This is a genomic window from Mesorhizobium sp. M1088 (assembly GCF_040318575.1).
Lineage (GTDB): Bacteria > Pseudomonadota > Alphaproteobacteria > Rhizobiales > Rhizobiaceae > Mesorhizobium.
In genome coordinates this window covers 255,300-274,398 of record NZ_JAMYMO010000005.1, presented here as the reverse complement: position 1 = coordinate 274,398, position 19,099 = coordinate 255,300, and the positions used below count along the sequence as shown (strand labels likewise).

The window sequence follows — 19,099 nt, the reverse complement described above, 5'->3', positions numbered from 1 at the left end:
GAAGGAAGGTCCGACGCTGCACTTCGCCAGCCGGCAGTCAGGACATCGTGTCGAGCTTGCGCTGCATCGCCGCGATCTGCTCCTTCAGCTCCTGGAGGTCGTCGGGTTTTTCCGGCGTTTCCTTCCTGGCCGGTTCGGCCGGCGCTGCTGCCGGCGCCGAGCCCGCGGGCGGGAACGGCGTGAACAGCCGCATGGCGTTCTGGAACATTTCCATGTTACGCCGCGTCTGCTCCTCCAGCACCTTGATCGGCGTAGCGATCTTCATCATGTCCATCGGCGACTTGCCGAGGGCATCTTTCATCTGCTCGCGAAAGCGCTCCTGCTCCTTCGAGAAGGCCAGCATCGACTGCTCGAGAAAGCTCGGCACGATCATCTGCATCTGGTCGCCATAATAGGCGATGAGCTGACGCAGGAACGGGATCGGCAGCATGTTCTGCCCGTCCTTGTTCTCCAGCTCGAAGATGATCTGGGTCAGTACCGGATGCGTGATGTCGTCACCGGTCTTGGCGTCCTGGACAGTAAAGTCCTCGCCTCTTTTGACCATTTCAGCGAGATCCTCGAGCGTCACATAGGTGCTGGTGCCCGTATTGTAGAGACGGCGATTGGCATATTTCTTGATAACAATAGGTTCGTCTTTTGCGGCCATCTGCATCCTCCCCGGACACCGGGCAGCTTAAGTAAGCCGCCGGTAACGATTGCGCCTTTTTAAAGGATATGCGCAAAAGCGCCATGAATCCAAGCAGTTTGTGCAGTGCGGGAACATTTTATGCTGCGCAGCACGGACGGGCCGCCGTCGCAGCGACGGGCGGCATACTTGCGGGAGTGGGACGCCATGCCCATTTCGGGTTTGACTCGGGTTGTGGAAAGGGCAAGAAAAGTCCCCGACGGCACCCGAAATCGTTCCCCGAAAGCCTGGAGAAGAACATGTCCGCTTCCAACGCCATCGTTGTCGCCAGTGCAGCGCGCACGCCCGTCGGCTCCTTCAACGGCGCCTTCGCCAACACCCCAGCCCATGAATTGGGTGCCGTCGCCGTCAGGGAAGCGCTGGTCCGTGCCGGCGTCGACGGCAAGGAGGTGGACGAGGTCATTCTCGGCCAGATTCTGACCGCGGCTCAAGGGCAGAACCCGGCGCGGCAGGCGGCAATGGCTGCCGGCGTACCGCAGGAGGCGACCTCCTGGGGCCTGAACCAGCTCTGCGGCTCGGGCTTGCGCGCCATCGCGCTCGGCATGCAGCAGATCGCCCAGGGCGACGCGAGGATCATCGTTGCCGGCGGCCAGGAATCGATGTCGATGGCTCCGCATGCACAGCATCTGCGCGGTGGCGTCAAGATGGGCGATTTCAAGCTGATCGACACCATGATCAAGGACGGCCTGACCGATGCCTTCTATGGCTATCATATGGGCAACACCGCTGAGAACGTCGCCCGCCAGTTCCAGATCACCCGCGACGACCAGGACCAGTTCGCACTGGCTTCCCAGAACAAGGCCGAGGCCGCGCAGAAAGCCGGGAAATTCAAGGACGAGATCGTTGCCTTTACAGTCAAGGGCAGGAAGGGCGACACCGTCGTCGACCAGGATGAATACATCCGCCACGGCGCGACAATCGATGCCATGACCAAGCTCAAGCCCGCCTTCGACAAGGAAGGCACGGTAACTGCTGCCAATGCTTCCGGCATCAACGACGGCGCCGCCGCCGTGGTGCTGATGACCGAAGCGGAAGCCGCAAGGCGCGGCATCACACCGCTGGTGCGCATCGTTTCCTGGGCGACCGCCGGTGTCGACCCGCAGATCATGGGGACGGGACCGATCCCCTCCTCGCGCAAGGCGCTGGCCAAGGCCGGCTGGTCGGTTGGCGACCTCGATCTGGTCGAAGCCAACGAGGCCTTTGCCGCGCAGGCCTGCGCCGTCAACAAGGACATGGGCTGGAATCCGGCCATCGTCAACGTCAATGGCGGCGCCATCGCCATCGGCCATCCGGTCGGCGCCTCGGGCGCCCGCATCTTCAACACGCTGGTCTACGAGATGCGCCGCAGAAGTGCCAAGAAAGGCCTTGCCACGCTGTGCATCGGCGGCGGCATGGGTGTTGCCATGTGCGTGGAAGCATTGTGATGAGATAAGCGATACGAATAGGATGCTGGCGCAAAGCGAGTAGGGAATAGAGGGCAAACCCCCACCGCTTCAACGCTCAGTCATCTGCATTTCCCGGGAGGACATATGACAAAGGTTGCAATCGTCACAGGCGGGTCGCGCGGCATCGGCGCGGCGATATCGGTCGCCTTGAAAAGCGCCGGCTATTCGGTCGCCGCAAACTACGCCGGCAATGAAGAAGCGGCGGCAAAGTTCAACGCCGCGACCGGCATCCCGGTCTATAAATGGTCCGTCGCCGACTACGAGGCCTGCGCCACCGGCATCAAACAGATCGAAGCCGATCTCGGTCCCGTCTCGGTGCTGGTCAACAATGCCGGCATCACTCGCGACGCGATGTTCCACAAGATGACGCGCGAGCAATGGAAAGAGGTCCTCGACACCAACCTTTCCGGCGTCTTCAACATGACGCATCCATTGTGGGGCGGCATGCGCGACCGCAAGTTCGGTCGCATCATCACCATCTCCTCGATCAACGGCCAGAAAGGCCAGGTCGGCCAGGTCAATTATTCGGCCTCGAAGGCCGGCGATATCGGCTTCACCAAGGCACTGGCCCAGGAAGGCGCGCGCGCCGGCATCACCGTCAACGTCATTTGCCCCGGCTACATCGCCACCGAGATGGTCAAGGCAATGGACGAGAAGGTCCTCAACGAGCGCGTCATCCCGCACATCCCGGTCGGCCGTCTCGGCGAGCCGGAGGAGATCGCGCGCTGCGTCGTCTTCCTCGCTTCCGACGATGCCGGTTTCATCACCGGCTCGACCATATCAGCCAATGGCGGCCAGTACGTCGCCTGATCGTTTGTCTTTACGTTGAGACAGATCCTCGCTTGGACGAACGGGCCTGCAAAACGGCCCGTTTCTATAGCGGTCTTCCCGTTGCAAGATCTCGATGCAGCACGCTGCCCCAATCCGGCACGCAAAGGTTAACGGCAAACTCGCAGCTTGTGCAAAAGCCGCCCGGCAGCCTGTGGATTCTCGGTGGAAAAGCTGTTCACGACACAACATGTTGCGGTGAACAAACCAAGAAACTTCAGCTATCGCTGATTCGTCGCCGATTCGTTCCGGCTTTGAGCGGAGCGTTAACGGCGAGAGCTGAAAACACCCGCGAAATGATTAAAGCGCATTAGGAAACATCAATAATTTCATAATGTTGTGCGAAGCAGGTGGCCAGCCACGACCATTCACCGGCAAAGGTTAACCGCAGTGCTCGCTTGGATGCCGCTTGCATAAATCGGGCCAGTTTCCGTGATTCAGCATGTGGTGAGGTATGTCGACAGAAAACCCAGATGTAGCCGTGAACAAACCCTGAATCAGCGCGAGTCAGTGATTCGTCGCTGATTCGTTCCAGACTCGTTCCAACTGTTAATCGGGAACAGATTTTCTGGCTTCGAACCAACCAATCGGCCTGCCCTCGGCATATTCCGCTTTCGCTTCGCGCCCGAAATCCCTATGTGTCGCCTGTCATACGCGGCCAATATGGGCGCGCTCCCGACAATGCGAGGCAGAGAGCCTTATTTCCAGGCCGATGAACATCCATCCGAAACATACTGAACCGCTGATCCTGTCGGGTCGAGACGTGACGGCCGTGCTCGGCCCGACCAACACCGGCAAGACCCATCTCGCCATCGAACGCATGGTGGCGCACGAAAGCGGCGTCATCGGCCTGCCGCTCAGGCTGCTTGCCCGCGAGGTCTATACGCGCGTCTGCGAGAAGGTCGGCGCCCATAAGGTGGCGCTCATCACCGGCGAGGAAAAGATCCAGCCGGCGGGCGCGAAATACTCGGTCTGCACCGTGGAAGCGATGCCGCGCGAGACCGACGCCGCCTTCGTTGCCATCGACGAGGTCCAGCTCGCCGGCGATCTCGAACGCGGCCACATCTTCACCGATCGCATCCTGCATCTGCGCGGCCGCCAGGAGACGCTGCTGCTGGGCGCGGCCACCATGCACGGCATTCTGCAGCGCCTGCTGCGGGGCGTGTCGGTGGTGACGCGACCACGCCTCTCGCATCTTGCCTATGTCGGTTCGAAGAAGCTGACCCGCCTGCCGCGGCGCACGGCGATCGTCGCCTTCTCGGCCGACGAGGTCTATGCCATCGCCGAGCTGATCCGCCGCCAGCAGGGCGGTGCCGCCGTCGTGCTCGGCGCACTCAGCCCGCGCACCCGCAACGCCCAGGTGGCGCTGTTCCAGTCGGGCGACGTCGACTACCTCGTCGCCACCGACGCCATCGGCATGGGCCTCAACCTCGACCTCGACCACGTCGCCTTCGCCCAGAACCGCAAATTCGACGGCTACCAGTACCGCAACCTGACGGCGGCCGAGCTCGGCCAGATTGCCGGCCGCGCCGGCCGGCATCTGCGCGACGGCACCTTCGGCGTCACCGGCCAGGTCGATCCGCTGGATGATGAACTGGTCAACAAAATCGAGGCGCATGATTTCGACCCGGTGAAAGTACTGCAGTGGCGCACCGCGCATTGCGATTTCGCCAACCTTGATGCGCTGAAGCGCTCGATTGAGACCAACGCTCCGGTCGAAGGCCTGACGCGCGCGCTGCCGGCAGTAGACGCGCAGGCGCTCGAGCATCTGTCGCGCGACGAGGACGTCCGGGCACTCACCACCGATGCCAGGCGCGTGGCGCTGCTGTGGGAAGCCTGCGCGCTGCCCGACTACAGGAAGATCGCGCCGGCCCAGCACGCCGACTTGATCGCCTCCATCTACATGGACCTTGCCAGGCATGGCCATGTCGACGAGAACTACATGGCCGAGCAAGTGCGCCGTGCCGACACAACCGAAGGCGACATCGACACGCTGTCGCACAGGATTGCCCAGATCCGCACATGGACCTTCGTTTCCAACCGGCCCGGCTGGCTGGCCGATCGGGCACACTGGCAGGAAAAGACGCGCGAAATCGAAGACAGATTGTCGGATGCGCTGCATGAGCGGTTGACGAAACGTTTTGTAGACCGCAGGACTTCCGTCCTCATGCGGCGCCTTAGAGAAAACACGATGCCTGAAGCCGAAATCAGCCCAACCGGAACCGTCCTCGTCGAAGGCCATCACGTCGGCGAGTTGCAAGGTTTCCGCTTCACCGCCGACCAGAGCGCCGGCGGCGAAGACGCCAAGGCGGTGCGGGCGGCGGCGCAGAAGGCGCTTGCCGCCGAGTTCGAGGCGCGGGCCGAGCGCTTCGGCGCCTCGGCCAATGGCGACATCGCGCTGGGTTCGGATGGCACGCTGCGCTGGATCGGCGCGCCGATCGGCACGCTGGTCGCCGGCGAAGACGCTTTGAAGCCGCGTCTGGTTCTGCTGGCCGACGAGCAACTCACCGGCCCGGCACGCGACAAGGTTGCGGCGCGCGCCGAGCGCTTCGTAAACTTCCAGATCGAATCCCTGCTGAAGCCGCTGGTCGATCTCAAGAATGCCGAGCAGATCACCGGCATCGGCCGCGGCATCGCTTTCCAGCTTGTCGAGCATTTCGGCCTCATCAACCGTCGCGACATCGCCGACGAGATGAAGTCGCTCGACCAGGAAGGCCGCGCGGCGCTTCGCCGTCTCGGCGTGCGCTTCGGCGCCTACCATGTCTTCGTGCCGGCGCTGATCAAACCGGCGCCGGCCGGGCTGATAACGCTGCTGTGGGCGCTGAGAAACGACGGCAAGGACAAGCCCGGCTTCGGCGATGTCGTTCACGCACTGGCCTCCGGCCGCACCTCGGTGGTCATCGATCCGACCTTCGACAAGACCTTCTACAAGCTTGCCGGCTACCGCAATCTTGGCCGGCGTGCTGTACGCGTCGATATTCTCGAACGGCTGGCCGACCTGATCCGGCCGGCGACCAACTGGAAGCCGGGCCTCGGCCCTCGCCCCGACGGCGCCTATGACGGCCAGTCCTTCATGGTGACGCCGCCGATGATGTCGATTCTCGGCGCCACCGCCGACGACATGGAAGAAATCCTGAAGGGACTCGGCTATCGCGCCGATGCCAAACCGGCGGCCGAGGTCAAGGCGCGGCTCGAAGCACAGGACAATGCCGCGCGTGAAGCTGCCGCTGCAAAGCAGGCGGCGGAAGAGACTGCGCGCGTCGAGCAGGCGAGGATGGCGGAAGCATCTGCCGCGGCAGAGCCGCCGGCGGAGGCTTCGGAACCTGTGTCGGATGCGGCTCCTGTTGCGGAGGCGGCGGCCGAAGCTGTGACCGAAGCGACGGCAGAGCCTGTCGCGGAAGCTCCAGCCCCTGAAGCTGCGGCAGAAGTCACGCAAGAGACCCGGCCCGCCGCGGAGGCGACTGCTGAAGCGCCTGCGGAACCAGCGGCCGAGCCAAGGGCGGAACTTGGGGCGGAAACTGAGGCTGCGGCACCGGCAGAGCCGCCGGTTTCCGACACTACGGAAGCATCGCCGGCCGAACCTGCAGCGACGGCAGGAGCCATCGCCGGCGAAGCTGCTCCAGAAGCCGAGGAGCCAAAACCCATCCTGTTGTGGCGGCAGGGTCGTTTCGACCAGCGCCCGCGTCATCGCCAGCATGACAACCGCCCCCGGGACAATCATCGGGACAATCGCGCGCGCAGTGGTCAAGCTGCGCCGGACAGCCGCAGCGATGCGCCGGTAGATGCCGGCGGGCAAGCGACGCCGGGCGACCGGCCCGCCCGTCAGGGGCGCCACGACCAGCGCGACGGCGCCGGCAAGCCGCGCTTCGATCGCAGCAAGTTCAAGCCCAGGCCGCAAGGCGAGGCGGTAGAGCAGCGCGCCGGCAAGCCGCAAGGTGAACGCCCGGACCGGCGCGAAAACCGGCCCGACTGGAAGGCTGGCCGGCAGGACGGCAAAGGCGGCGCCCAAGGCGCAAAACCCGCCTTCCAGCCAAAGCCGCGTGAGGAACGCCCGGTCCGCTTCGACCCGGACTCGCCCTTCGCCAAGCTCGCCGCGTTGCGCGACCAGCTGAAGAAGTAAGCTGCTCGTCCAATGGTCACTGATGCCCGCCAGCGCATCGACAAGTGGTTGTTCTTCTCGCGCGCGGTAAAATCGCGCACGCTGGCAGCCAAGCTGGTCGTCGCCGGACGCGTCCGCATCAATCGCGACAAAGCAGCGCAGGCCTCCGACACGGTCCGGCCGGGCGACGTTTTGACCATCACGCTGGAGCGGCGGATCTTCGTCTGGAAGGTCCTTGGCACCGGCGTACGGCGTGGCCCGCCCGAAGAGGCCCGCCTGCTCTACGAGGACATGTCGCCGCCCCCCGCGCCCAAGGGCGAGGCGCTTCCGGATGCGGTGCCGCCGTTGCGCGAGGCCGGCAGCGGTCGCCCGACGAAGAAGGAACGCCGCCAGACCGACCACCTGCTCGGCGACGATTGAGCAAGGTCGAACGCCCGCTTTGCCGGCCTTCCGGAATTCCATTCCGGAAACCGCGGCACCGCTGGCAGGGGCCGCCCTTGCCACCAGCGGACAAAGGCGTTACCTCACCAAAAAAGCCCAACAAAATGGGACGTCCCGGAGCCGACCAATGACCTATGTCGTGACCGACAATTGCATAAAATGCAAATACATGGACTGCATCGAGGTCTGTCCGGTCGACTGCTTCTACGAAGGTGAGAACATGCTCGTCATCCACCCGGACGAGTGCATCGATTGCGGCGTCTGCGAACCGGAATGCCCGGCCGACGCAATCAAGCCCGACACCGAGTCGGGTCTCGACAAATGGCTGCAGATCAACACCGAATATGCCGAGAAATGGCCCAACATCACCGCCAAGAAGGAGCCGCCGGCCGACGCTAAAAATTTCGATGGCGAAACTGGCAAGTTCGAGAAATATTTCTCCCCGGAGCCCGGCGAAGGCGACTGACGAGCCTGCCGGCTGCGGTGGCCTGACGCCGCGTAACAGACGTGATACATTAACTGCCTTGACAGGCGGCGACGGCGCGCGGCCTTCGCGCGTGCAGCAAAACCTTGATTCTTCCGACTTTTTGTGCTATATGAGCCAAACATGCCGGTGACACAACGTCGATTTATGGCGCAAACGCCCCAAATCACTGAAAGGTGAATTTCTCAATCCGGACCAGAGCGATCTGGGGCAGGCGGTCGCAATGTTGCGATTTGCCGGTCCTGGCCTTTCCGGTGAGTTCATCGTTGTGTGGCTAAGGACCGGTCACCCCGGTCGCACGAGTTCGGGCCGGCACGATGCCGGTACCACAACAAGGAGTTCAGGGCGTAATGGCAACGATCACCCCGCAGAAGAAGTCCACCGCAGCGCGCCACGGTTTCAAGACCGGCGAATACATCGTTTATCCGGCGCATGGTGTCGGCCAGATCGTCTCGATTGATGAGCAGGAAGTCGCGGGCCACAAGCTGGAGCTGTTCGTCATCGACTTCCAGAAGGACAAGATGCGCCTCAAGGTGCCGGTCGCCAAGGCGACCTCGATCGGCATGCGCAAGCTGTCGGAAGAGGATTATGTCGAGCGCGCGCTGAAGGTCGTGCAGGGCCGCGCCCGCGTCAAGCGCACCATGTGGTCACGCCGTGCCCAGGAATATGATGCCAAGATCAACTCCGGCGATCTGATCTCGATCTCGGAAGTGGTGCGCGACCTTTACCGCGCCGATAACCAGCCGGAGCAGTCCTATTCCGAGCGCCAGCTCTACGAGGCGGCCCTCGACCGCATGGCCCGCGAGATCGCGGCCGTCAACCGCATGTCGGAGACCGAAGCGGTCCGCCTCATCGAGGTGAACCTCAACAAGGGCCCGAAGCGCGGCGCTAAGGCCGACAACGAGGAAGCCGAGCAGGAAGAAGCCGCCTGAGCTTTTCTCGTCTTCGAATTCAGAAAAACCCGGCCTCGCGCCGGGTTTTTTTGTCTTAGCTGACCGGCGACGAGGCATATCTAACCTTCGCTGCCCTCCCTTTCCGCCTCGTGCTTCAGCGTGGCGATGAACCGCTTGGTCCGCTGGCGCTCCGGATTGCTGAACAGCACCGCGGCCGGCCCTTGTTCGACGATGTTGCCGGCATCGAGGAACACTACTTCCCGCGCGATCTTGGAGGCGAGCCGCAGATCATGCGTCGCCATCACCATGGTCGTGCCCTCGCTGGCGAGCTTGCCGAGCACATCGACCACCTCCTGCGCCAGTTCCGGATCGAGTGCCGAGGTCGGCTCGTCGCAGAGCAGGACTTTCGGCGAAGGCGCCAGCGCCCGGGCAATCGCCACGCGCTGCTGCTGGCCACCTGACAGCGTCGCCGGCCAGGCATCGGCCTTGTGCGCCATGCCGACCTTTTCGAGCAGGGCCAGCGCCCGTTCGCGCGCCCTCTCCTTGGGCCATTTCAGCACCGTCACCAGCCCCTCCATGATGTTCTCGATCGCGGTGCGATGCGGAAACAGCTGGAAATTCTGGAACACCATGCCGGTCTGCAGCCGCAGCCGCTGGATATCCCTGGTCGAGACCCTGCCGCCGGGGCGGAATTCGAGTGCATCGTCGCCGATCCGTACCGTGCCTGAAGTCGGCAGCTCGAGCAGGTTGATGCAGCGCAAAAGCGTGCTCTTCCCTCCGCCCGACGGTCCGACAAGCGCCGTAACGCTGCCTTCCTCGATGGTGACGGTCACGCCCTTCAGCACAAGATTGTCGCCGAAACGCTTTTCGATGTTGGTGAGGCCGATCATGCGCGCGCCTCCAGGAAGCCGCCATAACGGTTGAGCCGCGTTTCCAGCCGCGCCTGCAAGGCCGACAGCACCGAGCTCATGATCAGATAGAGGGCCGCTGCCTCGACATAGAGGATCAGCGGCTCATAGGTGGTGGCGACGATGCGCTGCGCTGCCTGGAACATCTCCGGCACGGTGATGGCGGCGGCGAGCGAAGTGTCCTTGACCAGCGAGATGAAGGTGTTGGACAGCGGCGGCACGGCGACGCGCCCCGCCTGTGGAAGAATGGTGCGCCGCATTGCCTGGGCCCAGGTCATGCCGATCGAATAGGCCGCTTCCCACTGACCCTTCGGCACCGAACCGATGACGGCGCGGATGATTTCCGACGAATAAGCACCGATGTTCAAGGTGAAGCCGATCAGTGCTGCCGGAAAGGCGTCGAGCAGGATGCCGACCGATGGCAGGCCGTAGAAGATAAGGAACAGTTGCACGAGAAGCGGCGTGCCGCGGAATATCCAGACGTAGAAGCGGACCACGGCGACCAGCGGTTTGGGACCGAACAGCCGGACAAGCGCCACAACCAGGCCTAGTACAAGACCGAATGCAAACGACAGCAGCGTCAGCGGCACGGTGAAGATCAGTGCAGCCCATAGCAGCGTAGGCAGGGATTCCAGCATCAATTGCAGCCAGTGCGGCACGAAGGCTCCTCCTTGCCAGATTGCCGTCGCTCATATCACGCGAAAGCGGCGGGCCGTCAAAAGACAGCTCGCCGCGATATGAACGACGCGGGCCGGCGTTCGGCCCACACGAGAAAGCCGTTTTACTTCGAAACGTCCTGGCCGAAATAGGTGTCGGCGATTTTCTTGTAGGTGCCGTCGGCCTTGATGTCGGCCAGCGCCTTATTAATGGCGGCCACCAGTTCCGGATCGCCCTTGCGCACGATGACGCCAGAATAGTCGGCGTTTTCTTCCTGGGCGGCAATCTTCACATTGGCGTCGGGCTTGTGCTTCTTGAAGTCGAGGAAGGACAGGCTGTCGTTGATGGTGGCGTCGGCGCGGCCGGTAAGAAGCAGCTGGATCGACTGGTCGAAGCCGTCGGTGCCGACGAGCTCGGCGCCATTGGTTTCAGCCAGCTTGCCGAAATTCGAGGTCAGCGATTGCGCCGCCTTCTTGCCCTTGAGATCGGCGAAAGCCTTGATGTCGGTGTTGTCGCCGCGCACGATCAGCACTGCCTTGGAGGCGATGTAAGGATCGGAGAAATCATATTTGGCCTTGCGCGCCTCGGTGATGCCGACCTCGTTGATGACGGCATCGTAGCGGTTGGCGTCGAGACCGGCGATCAGCCCGTCCCATTTGCCTTCGAGGAACTGGGCTTTGACGCCGAGGCGCTCGGCGATGGCCCGCGCGATCTCGACGTCGAAGCCGACCAGCGCGCCGGAAGCATCATGATAGGTGAAGGGCGCATAGGTTCCTTCTGTGCCGACCTTGAAGACGCCGGACTGCTTGATCTGGTCGAGATTGGCGCCGGCGTGACCGGCGGCGATGGCCAGAACCTGCAGCGTTCCGGCGATGATGAGCGATTTGAGCCATTTCATTTTTCTGTGATCCGTCCTTGGCCGGTGTCCGGCGTCATTGCGAGTGCCGGAAAATGACAGATGCGCGATGCCAGAATAAGAAACTGAATTTCAAAAATCCCGCGCCCTTGAAATCCAATTCTCAACCAGCATCTCCCGGCGCCATCCGGCTGAGTCAAGGGCCGGCGGCGAATCGCCTGGAACAGCGCAATCGACATGACAGTCCGGGGGAACATTCCCCCGCATGGCACGTTCTTCGCTGTTGTAGGGCGCGGCGCCGCCATTTCAACCATCGGCGCCAACTCACGATTCGATCGCACCGCAACGCCTGAAGCAGGAGCGCGGCATGATGGAAGACAGTGCAGGACGGACCATGGTTCGCGCGGCGATGAAAGCCCCTTATCTGGAACGTGACGAAGAGCATCTCCTGGCGCTGCGCTGGAAGGAAAACAATGACCAGCACGCGCTGCACCGCATCACCGTCGCGCATATGCGGCTGGTCATTTCCATGGCGTCGCGGTTTCGCCACTACGGCCTTCCGCTGGGCGACCTGATCCAGGAAGGCCATGTCGGGCTGCTGGAGGCCGCGGCCCGTTTCGAACCCGAGCGCGAGGTGCGGTTCTCGACCTACGCGACTTGGTGGATTCGCGCCTCGATGCAGGACTATATCCTGCGCAACTGGTCGATCGTGCGCGGCGGCACCAGCTCGGCGCAAAAGGCGCTGTTCTTCAACCTGCGGCGTCTGCGCGCCCGCCTGGCAAACGGCGCCGAGCAGACGTCGAATGCCACGCTCTACCGCGAAGTGTCGGCGGCTCTCGGGGTATCGGAGGCCGATGTGGCGATGATGGATTCCCGCCTTTCGGCGCCGGACAGCTCGCTCAACACGCCGCTAGCCGACGATGCGGGCGCAACCGAGCGGATGGAGTTCCTGGTTTCGGATGACCCGCTGCCCGATGAGGTCGTCGGCGATACGATCGACGTCGAACGCCGCTCGGTGTGGCTGAAGACGGCACTCGGCGCTCTCAATGCGCGCGAGCTCAGGATTATCGAGGAACGCCGGCTGAGCGACGAGGGCGCGACGCTCGAAGCGCTCGGCGAGACGCTCGGCATCTCCAAGGAACGTGTCCGGCAGATCGAGGCGCGCGCCATGGAAAAGCTCAAGGCAGCGCTGGTAAAGCAGAATCCGGAATTTCTCGCAGCCTGAATCGCGTCGCCTGCTATTTGTCGGTGACGATCTTGACCTTGTCGCCGGCCGAAACCGCGGCACCCGGCGACAGCGCGTTGAGCACCCTGAACAAATCCAGCTTGCGGTCGACGCCGACCATCTGTGCGGCCAGCGAGCCCATTGTCTGGCCGGGCTGCACCGTGACGATGCGGATACGCAGTGGCTTCAGTGCTGCCTTCTCGGCAGCACTCAGGATGCGGAACGAGCCGCTGACCGAGCGCGCCACCGTGCTCAGCGAGGTGCTGGCCGAAGGTGCCGCGGTCAGCAAGCGGTAGACCTGGCCGCCGGCGCGGATCACCGCAATATCGAATTGCCAGCCATCGGCGCCGGCATGCGCGGTTGCCGCTTCGTTGCCGTTGATCGTCTCCTGGCGCACGCTGCTGTCGTCGAGGCCGGCAACCCAACCGCTGCGGATGTAGTCGGTCAGCGAGCGGTTCTTGTCGATCGAAACGCCGTCGAAGCGGATCGCCATGTCGCCCGGGCCGGTCGCCGTCACCGCCGCCGCCGAATTGTCGATGACGAAACCGTTGGGCACCGAGAACGACACACCGAGGCCAGGGTGCAGGAAGGTTTCGCCGCGCACGTAGCCTTCCTCCGGCGTGTCGCCGTAAAGCAGCCCGTCTACGCCGGCAAGAAATGAATCGCGGTCGCGCGACCCGACACCAGGCGCGCCGAACTGGCGGGCGTGGCGCTGCGCGAGATCGATACGCTGCGGCGTGTTGGGGTGCGTCGCCAGGAAGTCGAGGCTGGCGTCGGTGGCGCCGCTGATCGAGCGAAAATCGGTATAGGCCGACATCGACTGCAGGAAGCGGCCGGCGGCGTAGGGGTCGAAACCGGCTTCGCCGATCGACTTGATGCCGATGGCATCGGCCTCCAGCTCCTGATTGCGCGAGAACTGGGCCAGCCTCAGCTTGCCGCGGATCAGCGCCGCCTTGGCCGTCGGGTTGTCGCCGAGCACGTCCGAAACGACCTTGGTCGCCAACCCCTCTTCGGCTTCCAGCTGCTGGCGCTGCAGGCCGTGGTTGGCGGTAACGTGGCCCATCTCATGCGCGATGACGGCGGCCAGCTCGGCGGAATCGTTGGCCAGCGCCAGCAGCCCGCGGGTGATGTAGAGATAGCCGCCCGGCAGCGCGAAGGCATTGACGTTGGGCGAGTTGAGGATGGTGATGCGGTAGGTCTGGGTTGGGTTGGCCGACACCACGGTCAGTCTGCCGACGATCTTGGCCACCATGCGCTCGAGCTTGGGGTCGGAATACTCGCCGCCATAGGTGGCGAGGATGCGCGGGTGCTGCGCCTTCGCCAGTTGAGCGAGCTTGCCGTTGGCGGCGACATTGTCGACCGTGATCGGCTTGTCTGAGGGCTGAAAGCCTGATTCCTGCACGTCGGGAGGCGTGAACATCTGGCAGCTTGCCAGCGCCACGGCAAGACCGGCCAGCGCCAGAAAGCGCGCCAGCGGTTTCACCCTCCGATTGTCGATGCCGGTCGGCAGATCGGCTTCCTTTCAAGTCCTGGCACGTGACCGCGAAAATCGGGCGCGATTTCCGGAAAGCATCACGCGCAAATCAAGTGCTACGGCGTCCTTCGTGCGTCCGACAGATACGAGGCAGCAAGGGCAAATCACGGCCTAGGCCGGACCAGCTCCTGGCGGACCTAGCCACACTACCTCGACCATGGCAAGCAAGCGCCGCTTCGCCTTCCGCCGGTTTGACCATAAATTATGTCCGCTTCCGGGCAACATCTCGTGATCCAGCCGCAAACGGACCCGAGCCGATATAGCGTCGGAATGCCTCCGGTCCAGCCCCGACGAAAAAATCGGCCGCGGTGCCGGTCGCGGCAACCGTGCCACCATCCAGGAAAACCATGTTTTGGCCGATACGGCGCGCATCGTCCGGCTGGTGCGTGACGAATAAGACCGTCATGCGCTGCTCCGAATGGACGTCGGCCACCAGGTCGAGCATGTCGTCGCGCAGTGCCGGTCCGAGCGAAGCGAACGGCTCGTCGAGCAACAGCACCGGCCGGTCGCGCACCAGGACCCGGGCGAGCGCGACGCGCTGCCGCTCGCCGCCGGAGAGTTCGCGCGGCAGCCGGCTTTCCTTGCCGGCAAGGCCGACGCGCTTCAGCGCTGCGGCGATTGCGGCGCGGTCAGCCTCGCTCAGCCTGAGCGAAGGCGAGCGGCCGAGCCCGACATTCTGCTCGAGGGACAGATGGGCAAACAGGTTGTTTTCCTGGAACACCATCGATACCGGCCGCGCTGATGGCGGCGCAGTGCTGACGTCGGCGCCGCCGATCAGCACGCGGCCCGACCGCGGCGTCTCGAAGCCGGCCACCAGATTGAGCAGCGTCGACTTTCCCGAACCGCTCGGCCCCATGATGGCGGTGATTTCCGACGCCGGGAAATCGACATCGAATATAAGCGGCGTTTCACCATAGCTGAACGAGACATTATCGAGCCGCACGGCCGCGCCTTTTTCCACCGAAATGGACCGTTCCGGGCTGATCGGCATCATGATTTCTCCCTCCTTCCCAGCCAGTCCGCGGCCAACACCAGCGCCAGGCAGACAAGGCCGAGCAGCAGCGCCAGGCCGGCGGCATCCTCGGTGCGGTAACTGCCCATGCGCGCCAGCAGCAGATAGGGCAAGGTCTGCACGGAATCGCTGCCGAACAGCGCAATGACGCCGAGATCGCCGAGCGACAGCGCCATGGCGAACGCGAAGCCGGTGGCGAGCGGCCGCCGCAGCGACGGCCAGTCGACCAGCCGCAACCGGTTCCAGCCCGAGATGCCAAGCTGTGCGCAGAGCCGTTCGTGGCGTTCGCTCGCCGCGTCATAGGCAGGGCGGATGGCGCGGATGGCGAACGGCATCGCCATCACTGCATTGACCGCAACGACCATGACAGGGGCGATCGCAAAGACATCGCCGACGGTGCGCAGGAGCAAGAACCAGCCGGCACCGATGACGATGGGCGGCACCACCAGGACGAACCCCGCACCGGTGTCGGCCAGGTGTTCGAGCAGCGTCCTCCTGCCGCTCCGCCGGGTGAGCGCCAGCGCCCGGCGCGCCATCACCAGCGACAGCGACAACGCCACAGAGAGCAGCGCCGACAGGAGGGAGAGCACGGCACTGGTCGCCGTCGCTTGCCGCACCGCGCTCTCGCCGGCCAGGCGGCCGAGATCGGCGCCAAGCCCGGCTGCCAGCGTGGCCGCCATCGGCCCGGCGACAAACAGCAGTGCGAGCCCGATCGCCAGCGCGTTCAGCACGGTCTCGGCCGCACCGGCTGAAAAATACCGGCGCGGCGCCACCGGCAGATTGGCGTCGCCGGTCATATTGGCGCCAAGCCGCGTCAAGGCCAGCACGACGACGAAGGTCAGGGCAATCTGCAGCAAGGTCAGCGTCACCGCCCGCGCCGGGTCGAAGTCGAAACGCAGCGCCTGGTAGATGGCAACCTCCAGCGTCGTCGCGCGCGGCCCGCCGCCGAGCGTAAGCACGATGGTGAAGGAGGTGATGCACAGCATGAAAACGAGCCCGGCAACGCCCGGCAGGGCCGCACGCAACGGCGGCCATTCGATCAGCCGGAAGGCCGGCGCAGCCCCCATGCCAAGCTGGCTCGCCAGCCGCCATTGGTTAGCCGGCACGGTCTGCAACGCCTCCAGGAACAGCCGCGTCGCCAGCGGCAGGTTGAAGAAGACATGGGCAACGAGTATGCCCGACAGGCCATAGATGCCGGGCCAGCTCTGGCCGCCTAGCGCGCCGAGCGTGCCGGCAAAATAGCCGGCGCGGCCATAGAGCGCCAAGACACCGAGTGCGGCAACAATGGCCGGCAGCGCCAGTGGCACGGCGAAAAGCTGGAGGATGAAGCCTCGCCCGAAAAAACGTGGATGCCGCGACAGGGCGCGCGCGATGAACAGCGCCGGTGCAACGGAGAGCAGGGTCGACAGCAGAGCCTGCCAGAGCGTGAAACGGACGACGCGCAAGAGATAGGAATCGAAAGCGGCGGCGGCGCCGGACAGGTCGCGTGTGGCTTCGACGACGAGCCCGGCGAATGCCCCGCCGATCAGCAGCGCGACGGCGGCGAGCGCGACGATGCCGGCAGTGACGCGGGGATCGGCCGGATGACGCGTACGCATGTCGTGCTACCCGACACTACGACAGGTGTTGATCGAAGGAAATACCTGACAATGGCCGAGCCCACCCCTCTCTGGCCTGCCGGCCATCTCCCCCTCAAGGGGGGAGATTGCGCACTCAGCCGCCTTCGCCAATCTCACAAGTGGCAGGACGAGGAGAGGCGACAAAGCTGCCGATCTCCCCCTTGAGGGCAGGGCTATCGCATTTGGATTCTTACGAAGTTGGACCCCCACCCTAACCCTCCCCACAAGGGGGAGGGAACGCTGCCGCATGCCCTTACTTCCCCTTTTGGCGCCGAAAGGCAGACAATTTGCCGAGGTCAGTGCCAACGGAAGTCTCCCTCCCCCTTGTGGGGAGGGGTTAGGGGTGGGGGTACGTCGTAGAGCGAAAGCCTCGGCGTTCCATCTGCGATAGCCGTGCCCTTGAGGGGGAGATGGCCGGCAGGCCAGAGGGGGGTGGCTTGGCGCAAACATCCGACGAGGCTTGAGCCCTACCTGCTCATCGCCGCAAGCCACTCATCGACCCAGGCCTTGCGGTTGGCCGCGACGTCTTCCGGGCTGAACAGCAGGGTCTTGGTCGGCTTGACCAGCTTGTCGAACGCCGGGTTGAGCGGCTCGTCGGTTTTGCCGGCCGGGAACATCCAGTTGGTTTCGGGAATGACATCCTGGAATTTCGGTCCGGTCATGAAGGCAATGAACTTTTCCGCCAGCGGGTTCTTCGCGCCCTTGGTGGTGATCCCCGCAACCTCGATCTGCAGATATTCGCCCTCCTCGAAGGACGCCGCCTGGTAGCGCTCGGTGTTTTCGGCGACCATGTGGTAGGCCGGCGAGGTGGTGTAGGACAGCACCATCGGCGCCTCGCCCTTGGTGAACAGGCCGTAGGCCTCGCTCCAGCCCGGCGTTACCGTCAGCACCTTCGCCTTGAGTTTGGCCCAGGCTTCCGGCGCCTTGTCGCCATAGACCGATTTGACCCACAGCAGCAGGCCAAGGCCCGGCGTCGAGGTGCGCGGATCCTGGATGACGATCTTCTCTCCGGCATCGCCCTCGACCAATTCCCTGAGGCTCTTCGGCGGGCTCTGCAGTTTTTCGGTATCGTAGACGACGGCGAAATAGCCATAGTCGAACGGCACGAAAATATCGTCGCTCCAGCCGCCCGGCACATTGACGCCCGAGACGGCGCCGTGCGGCGAAAACAGGCCGGTTGCCTTGGCGTCGGCGGTTAAGTTGGTATCGAGGCCAAGTACGATATCGGCCTTGGTCGCGGCGCCTTCCAGCTTCACACGGTTGAGCAGCGCCACGCCGTCGGCGACCGAGACGAATTCGACGACGCAACTGCATTCGGCCTCGAAGGCCTTCTTCACCGCCGGTCCCGGACCCCAATCGGCGGTGAAGCTTTCATAGGTATAGACCGTCAGTCTATCCTGTGCCGATGCCTGCCCCGGCAGGGCGACCGCGGATGCCGCAAGCAGGACAATTGAGACAAGAGAGTGGAAAAAACTGCGCATCGGCGCCTCCTTCGTTCGCGTTGAAAGGAATTGAGGCGTCGGGCTGTCCGAAACGTCTAATCCCTCCGCCGGTACAAACCGGATCAGGTTCAGCGGGTTGGCAGTCTTGCCTCTCAGCCGGTCCGCGAAAATCGCGTCCGGCACCCCGTTAGAGCGTTGCGACACATAGGCCCGGCCGAAGTGCTGCGCAAGCGGAAGTTTGCCGGGCATCCAAAGCCCAGCCTTCCGTTTCGTCTGCCGTTTCATCTTCCGTTTCCGGGGCAGGGCTGGTAAGGGCCACGAGATATGAGCACATTCACCATCCTGCTTGGCGGCGATCTCATCCGCACACCGCTGCTCGACCGCCAGGTCGAAGGCTCGCGCGTCATCGCCGCCGACGCCGGCATCGGTCATGCCCGCATGCTGGGCCTGAGGCCGGAACTCTGGGTCGGCGATTTCGATTCGGTGCCTGCCGATTTGCCGGAAGATCTGGCCGCCGTGCCACGGCAGGTATTTCCCGCTGAAAAGGACAAGACCGACGGTGAACTCGCTATCGCCGCCGCGCTCGAACGCGGTGCGACAAGCCTTGTGCTCGCAGGCGCCTTCGGCGGCAAACGCACCGACCACATCTTCCTGCATCTGGCGCTGAGCGTCCGGCTGGCGGAAGGCGGAACGGAAGTGCTTTTGACCAGCGGCGCACAGGAAGGCATTCCCTTGCTGCCTGGAAAGACTGGCTTCGACTATGCCGACGGCACGCTGTTTTCGGTGCTCGGCTTCTCGGATCTCGCCGGCCTGACAGTCACCGGCGCCAAATGGCCGCTCGACCATGTCGAGGTTGCGTTCGGCTCGTCGCTGACCATTTCCAACGAGGTCAGGGGCCGGCTGGAAATCGCGCTGGCCAGCGGCCGGGCGCTGCTGCTCGCGCATCCCTACCCTCTTCCGGAAAGCTGAGC

General features: G+C 63.8%; 17 protein-coding genes and 1 riboswitch. Of the genes, 8 read left to right on the top strand and 9 right to left on the bottom strand.

The features are described from left to right. Positions 1-37: 37 nt before the first annotated feature. Positions 38-646, bottom strand: coding sequence for a polyhydroxyalkanoate synthesis repressor PhaR (gene phaR / locus NKH49_RS09425; protein WP_023678449.1), 609 nt, complete (start codon positions 644-646; stop codon positions 38-40). Between the two features lie 278 nt (positions 647-924). On the opposite strand from phaR, the gene NKH49_RS09420 reads away from it, so the two are divergent. From NKH49_RS09420 to NKH49_RS09395, 6 genes are all read left to right on the top strand, one after another. Beyond that, positions 925-2,109: an acetyl-CoA C-acetyltransferase gene (locus NKH49_RS09420; RefSeq protein ID WP_352540282.1), complete on the top strand. Its 1,185-nt coding sequence runs from the start codon at positions 925-927 to the stop codon at positions 2,107-2,109. A gap of 105 nt (positions 2,110-2,214) precedes the next feature. Next, entirely contained in the window at positions 2,215-2,940 is a 726-nt protein-coding gene (gene phbB / locus NKH49_RS09415; protein WP_352613434.1) for an acetoacetyl-CoA reductase, read from the top strand. Positions 2,941-3,670: 730 nt separating this feature from the next. After that, positions 3,671-7,078 carry a helicase-related protein gene (locus NKH49_RS09410; protein ID WP_352925947.1) on the top strand — a complete coding sequence of 1,136 codons (3,408 nt, stop codon included), beginning with the start codon at positions 3,671-3,673 and terminating at the stop codon, positions 7,076-7,078. 12 nt (positions 7,079-7,090) lie between these two features. Further along, positions 7,091-7,477: an RNA-binding S4 domain-containing protein gene (locus tag NKH49_RS09405; RefSeq protein ID WP_352613430.1), complete on the top strand. Its 387-nt coding sequence runs from the start codon at positions 7,091-7,093 to the stop codon at positions 7,475-7,477. A 148-nt stretch (positions 7,478-7,625) separates the two neighbouring features. Further along, on the top strand, positions 7,626-7,964 hold the full coding sequence (gene fdxA / locus NKH49_RS09400; RefSeq protein WP_292664799.1) for a ferredoxin FdxA: 339 nt from the start codon (positions 7,626-7,628) through the stop codon (positions 7,962-7,964). Positions 7,965-8,332: 368 nt separating this feature from the next. After that, positions 8,333-8,914: a CarD family transcriptional regulator gene (locus NKH49_RS09395; RefSeq protein WP_006327799.1), complete on the top strand. Its 582-nt coding sequence runs from the start codon at positions 8,333-8,335 to the stop codon at positions 8,912-8,914. Positions 8,915-8,994: 80 nt separating this feature from the next. Here the strand turns inward: NKH49_RS09395 and NKH49_RS09390 are convergent, their stop codons facing one another. The 4 genes from NKH49_RS09390 to NKH49_RS09375 form a co-directional block, all read right to left on the bottom strand. Continuing rightward, positions 8,995-9,765, bottom strand: coding sequence for an amino acid ABC transporter ATP-binding protein (locus NKH49_RS09390; protein ID WP_352613427.1), 771 nt, complete (start codon positions 9,763-9,765; stop codon positions 8,995-8,997). After that, complete coding sequence (locus tag NKH49_RS09385; protein WP_352471183.1) at positions 9,762-10,442, bottom strand: ABC transporter permease subunit; 681 nt, start codon at positions 10,440-10,442, stop codon at positions 9,762-9,764. Before NKH49_RS09385 ends, NKH49_RS09390 begins: the two co-directional genes overlap by 4 nt. Before the next feature lie 122 nt (positions 10,443-10,564). After that, a complete protein-coding gene (locus NKH49_RS09380; RefSeq protein ID WP_352613425.1) occupies positions 10,565-11,338 on the bottom strand; it encodes an amino acid ABC transporter substrate-binding protein in 774 nt (257 codons plus the stop codon). After that, entirely contained in the window at positions 11,335-11,535 is a 201-nt protein-coding gene (locus NKH49_RS09375; protein ID WP_352613423.1) for a hypothetical protein, read from the bottom strand. The genes NKH49_RS09380 and NKH49_RS09375 overlap by 4 nt, the downstream gene beginning before the upstream one ends. Before the next feature lie 128 nt (positions 11,536-11,663). Here NKH49_RS09375 and NKH49_RS09370 point away from each other — a divergent pair, with 128 nt between their 5' ends. Next, on the top strand, positions 11,664-12,521 hold the full coding sequence (locus NKH49_RS09370) for an RNA polymerase factor sigma-32 (RefSeq protein ID WP_254816490.1): 858 nt from the start codon (positions 11,664-11,666) through the stop codon (positions 12,519-12,521). Between the two features lie 13 nt (positions 12,522-12,534). On the opposite strand, the gene NKH49_RS09365 is transcribed toward NKH49_RS09370, so the two are convergent. The 4 genes from NKH49_RS09365 to thiB all read right to left on the bottom strand — a co-directional run bounded on the left by NKH49_RS09365 (position 12,535) and on the right by thiB (position 18,167). Further along, complete coding sequence (locus NKH49_RS09365) at positions 12,535-14,004, bottom strand: M48 family metalloprotease (RefSeq protein WP_023680559.1); 1,470 nt, start codon at positions 14,002-14,004, stop codon at positions 12,535-12,537. A gap of 253 nt (positions 14,005-14,257) precedes the next feature. Further along, positions 14,258-15,049 (bottom strand): thiamine ABC transporter ATP-binding protein, encoded by a 792-nt coding sequence (gene thiQ, locus NKH49_RS09360; RefSeq protein ID WP_352613421.1) that lies wholly within the window; start codon positions 15,047-15,049, stop codon positions 14,258-14,260. Then, a complete protein-coding gene (gene thiP, locus NKH49_RS09355; protein WP_352925944.1) occupies positions 15,046-16,665 on the bottom strand; it encodes a thiamine/thiamine pyrophosphate ABC transporter permease in 1,620 nt (539 codons plus the stop codon). The genes thiQ and thiP overlap by 4 nt, the downstream gene beginning before the upstream one ends. 488 nt (positions 16,666-17,153) lie before the next feature. Next, positions 17,154-18,167, bottom strand: coding sequence for a thiamine ABC transporter substrate binding subunit (thiB, locus tag NKH49_RS09350; RefSeq protein ID WP_352613417.1), 1,014 nt, complete (start codon positions 18,165-18,167; stop codon positions 17,154-17,156). A gap of 43 nt (positions 18,168-18,210) precedes the next feature. Further along, positions 18,211-18,325, bottom strand: a riboswitch (TPP riboswitch). A gap of 127 nt (positions 18,326-18,452) precedes the next feature. Between thiB and NKH49_RS09345 the strand changes: the two genes are divergently transcribed. After that, positions 18,453-19,097: a thiamine diphosphokinase gene (locus tag NKH49_RS09345; RefSeq protein ID WP_352613415.1), complete on the top strand. Its 645-nt coding sequence runs from the start codon at positions 18,453-18,455 to the stop codon at positions 19,095-19,097. The last annotated feature ends 2 nt before the right edge of the window (positions 19,098-19,099 follow it).

Coding starts and splice junctions, on each gene's coding strand:
- phaR (WP_023678449.1), bottom strand. CDS start 646: ATGGCCGCAAAAGACGAACCTATTGTTATCAAGAAATATGCCAATCGC.
- NKH49_RS09420 (WP_352540282.1), top strand. CDS start 925: ATGTCCGCTTCCAACGCCATCGTTGTCGCCAGTGCAGCGCGCACGCCC.
- phbB (WP_352613434.1), top strand. CDS start 2,215: ATGACAAAGGTTGCAATCGTCACAGGCGGGTCGCGCGGCATCGGCGCG.
- NKH49_RS09410 (WP_352925947.1), top strand. CDS start 3,671: ATGAACATCCATCCGAAACATACTGAACCGCTGATCCTGTCGGGTCGA.
- NKH49_RS09405 (WP_352613430.1), top strand. CDS start 7,091: ATGGTCACTGATGCCCGCCAGCGCATCGACAAGTGGTTGTTCTTCTCG.
- fdxA (WP_292664799.1), top strand. CDS start 7,626: ATGACCTATGTCGTGACCGACAATTGCATAAAATGCAAATACATGGAC.
- NKH49_RS09395 (WP_006327799.1), top strand. CDS start 8,333: ATGGCAACGATCACCCCGCAGAAGAAGTCCACCGCAGCGCGCCACGGT.
- NKH49_RS09390 (WP_352613427.1), bottom strand. CDS start 9,765: ATGATCGGCCTCACCAACATCGAAAAGCGTTTCGGCGACAATCTTGTG.
- NKH49_RS09380 (WP_352613425.1), bottom strand. CDS start 11,338: ATGAAATGGCTCAAATCGCTCATCATCGCCGGAACGCTGCAGGTTCTG.
- NKH49_RS09375 (WP_352613423.1), bottom strand. CDS start 11,535: ATGTCGATTGCGCTGTTCCAGGCGATTCGCCGCCGGCCCTTGACTCAG.
- NKH49_RS09370 (WP_254816490.1), top strand. CDS start 11,664: ATGATGGAAGACAGTGCAGGACGGACCATGGTTCGCGCGGCGATGAAA.
- thiQ (WP_352613421.1), bottom strand. CDS start 15,049: ATGATGCCGATCAGCCCGGAACGGTCCATTTCGGTGGAAAAAGGCGCG.
- thiP (WP_352925944.1), bottom strand. CDS start 16,665: ATGCGTACGCGTCATCCGGCCGATCCCCGCGTCACTGCCGGCATCGTC.
- thiB (WP_352613417.1), bottom strand. CDS start 18,167: ATGCGCAGTTTTTTCCACTCTCTTGTCTCAATTGTCCTGCTTGCGGCA.
- NKH49_RS09345 (WP_352613415.1), top strand. CDS start 18,453: ATGAGCACATTCACCATCCTGCTTGGCGGCGATCTCATCCGCACACCG.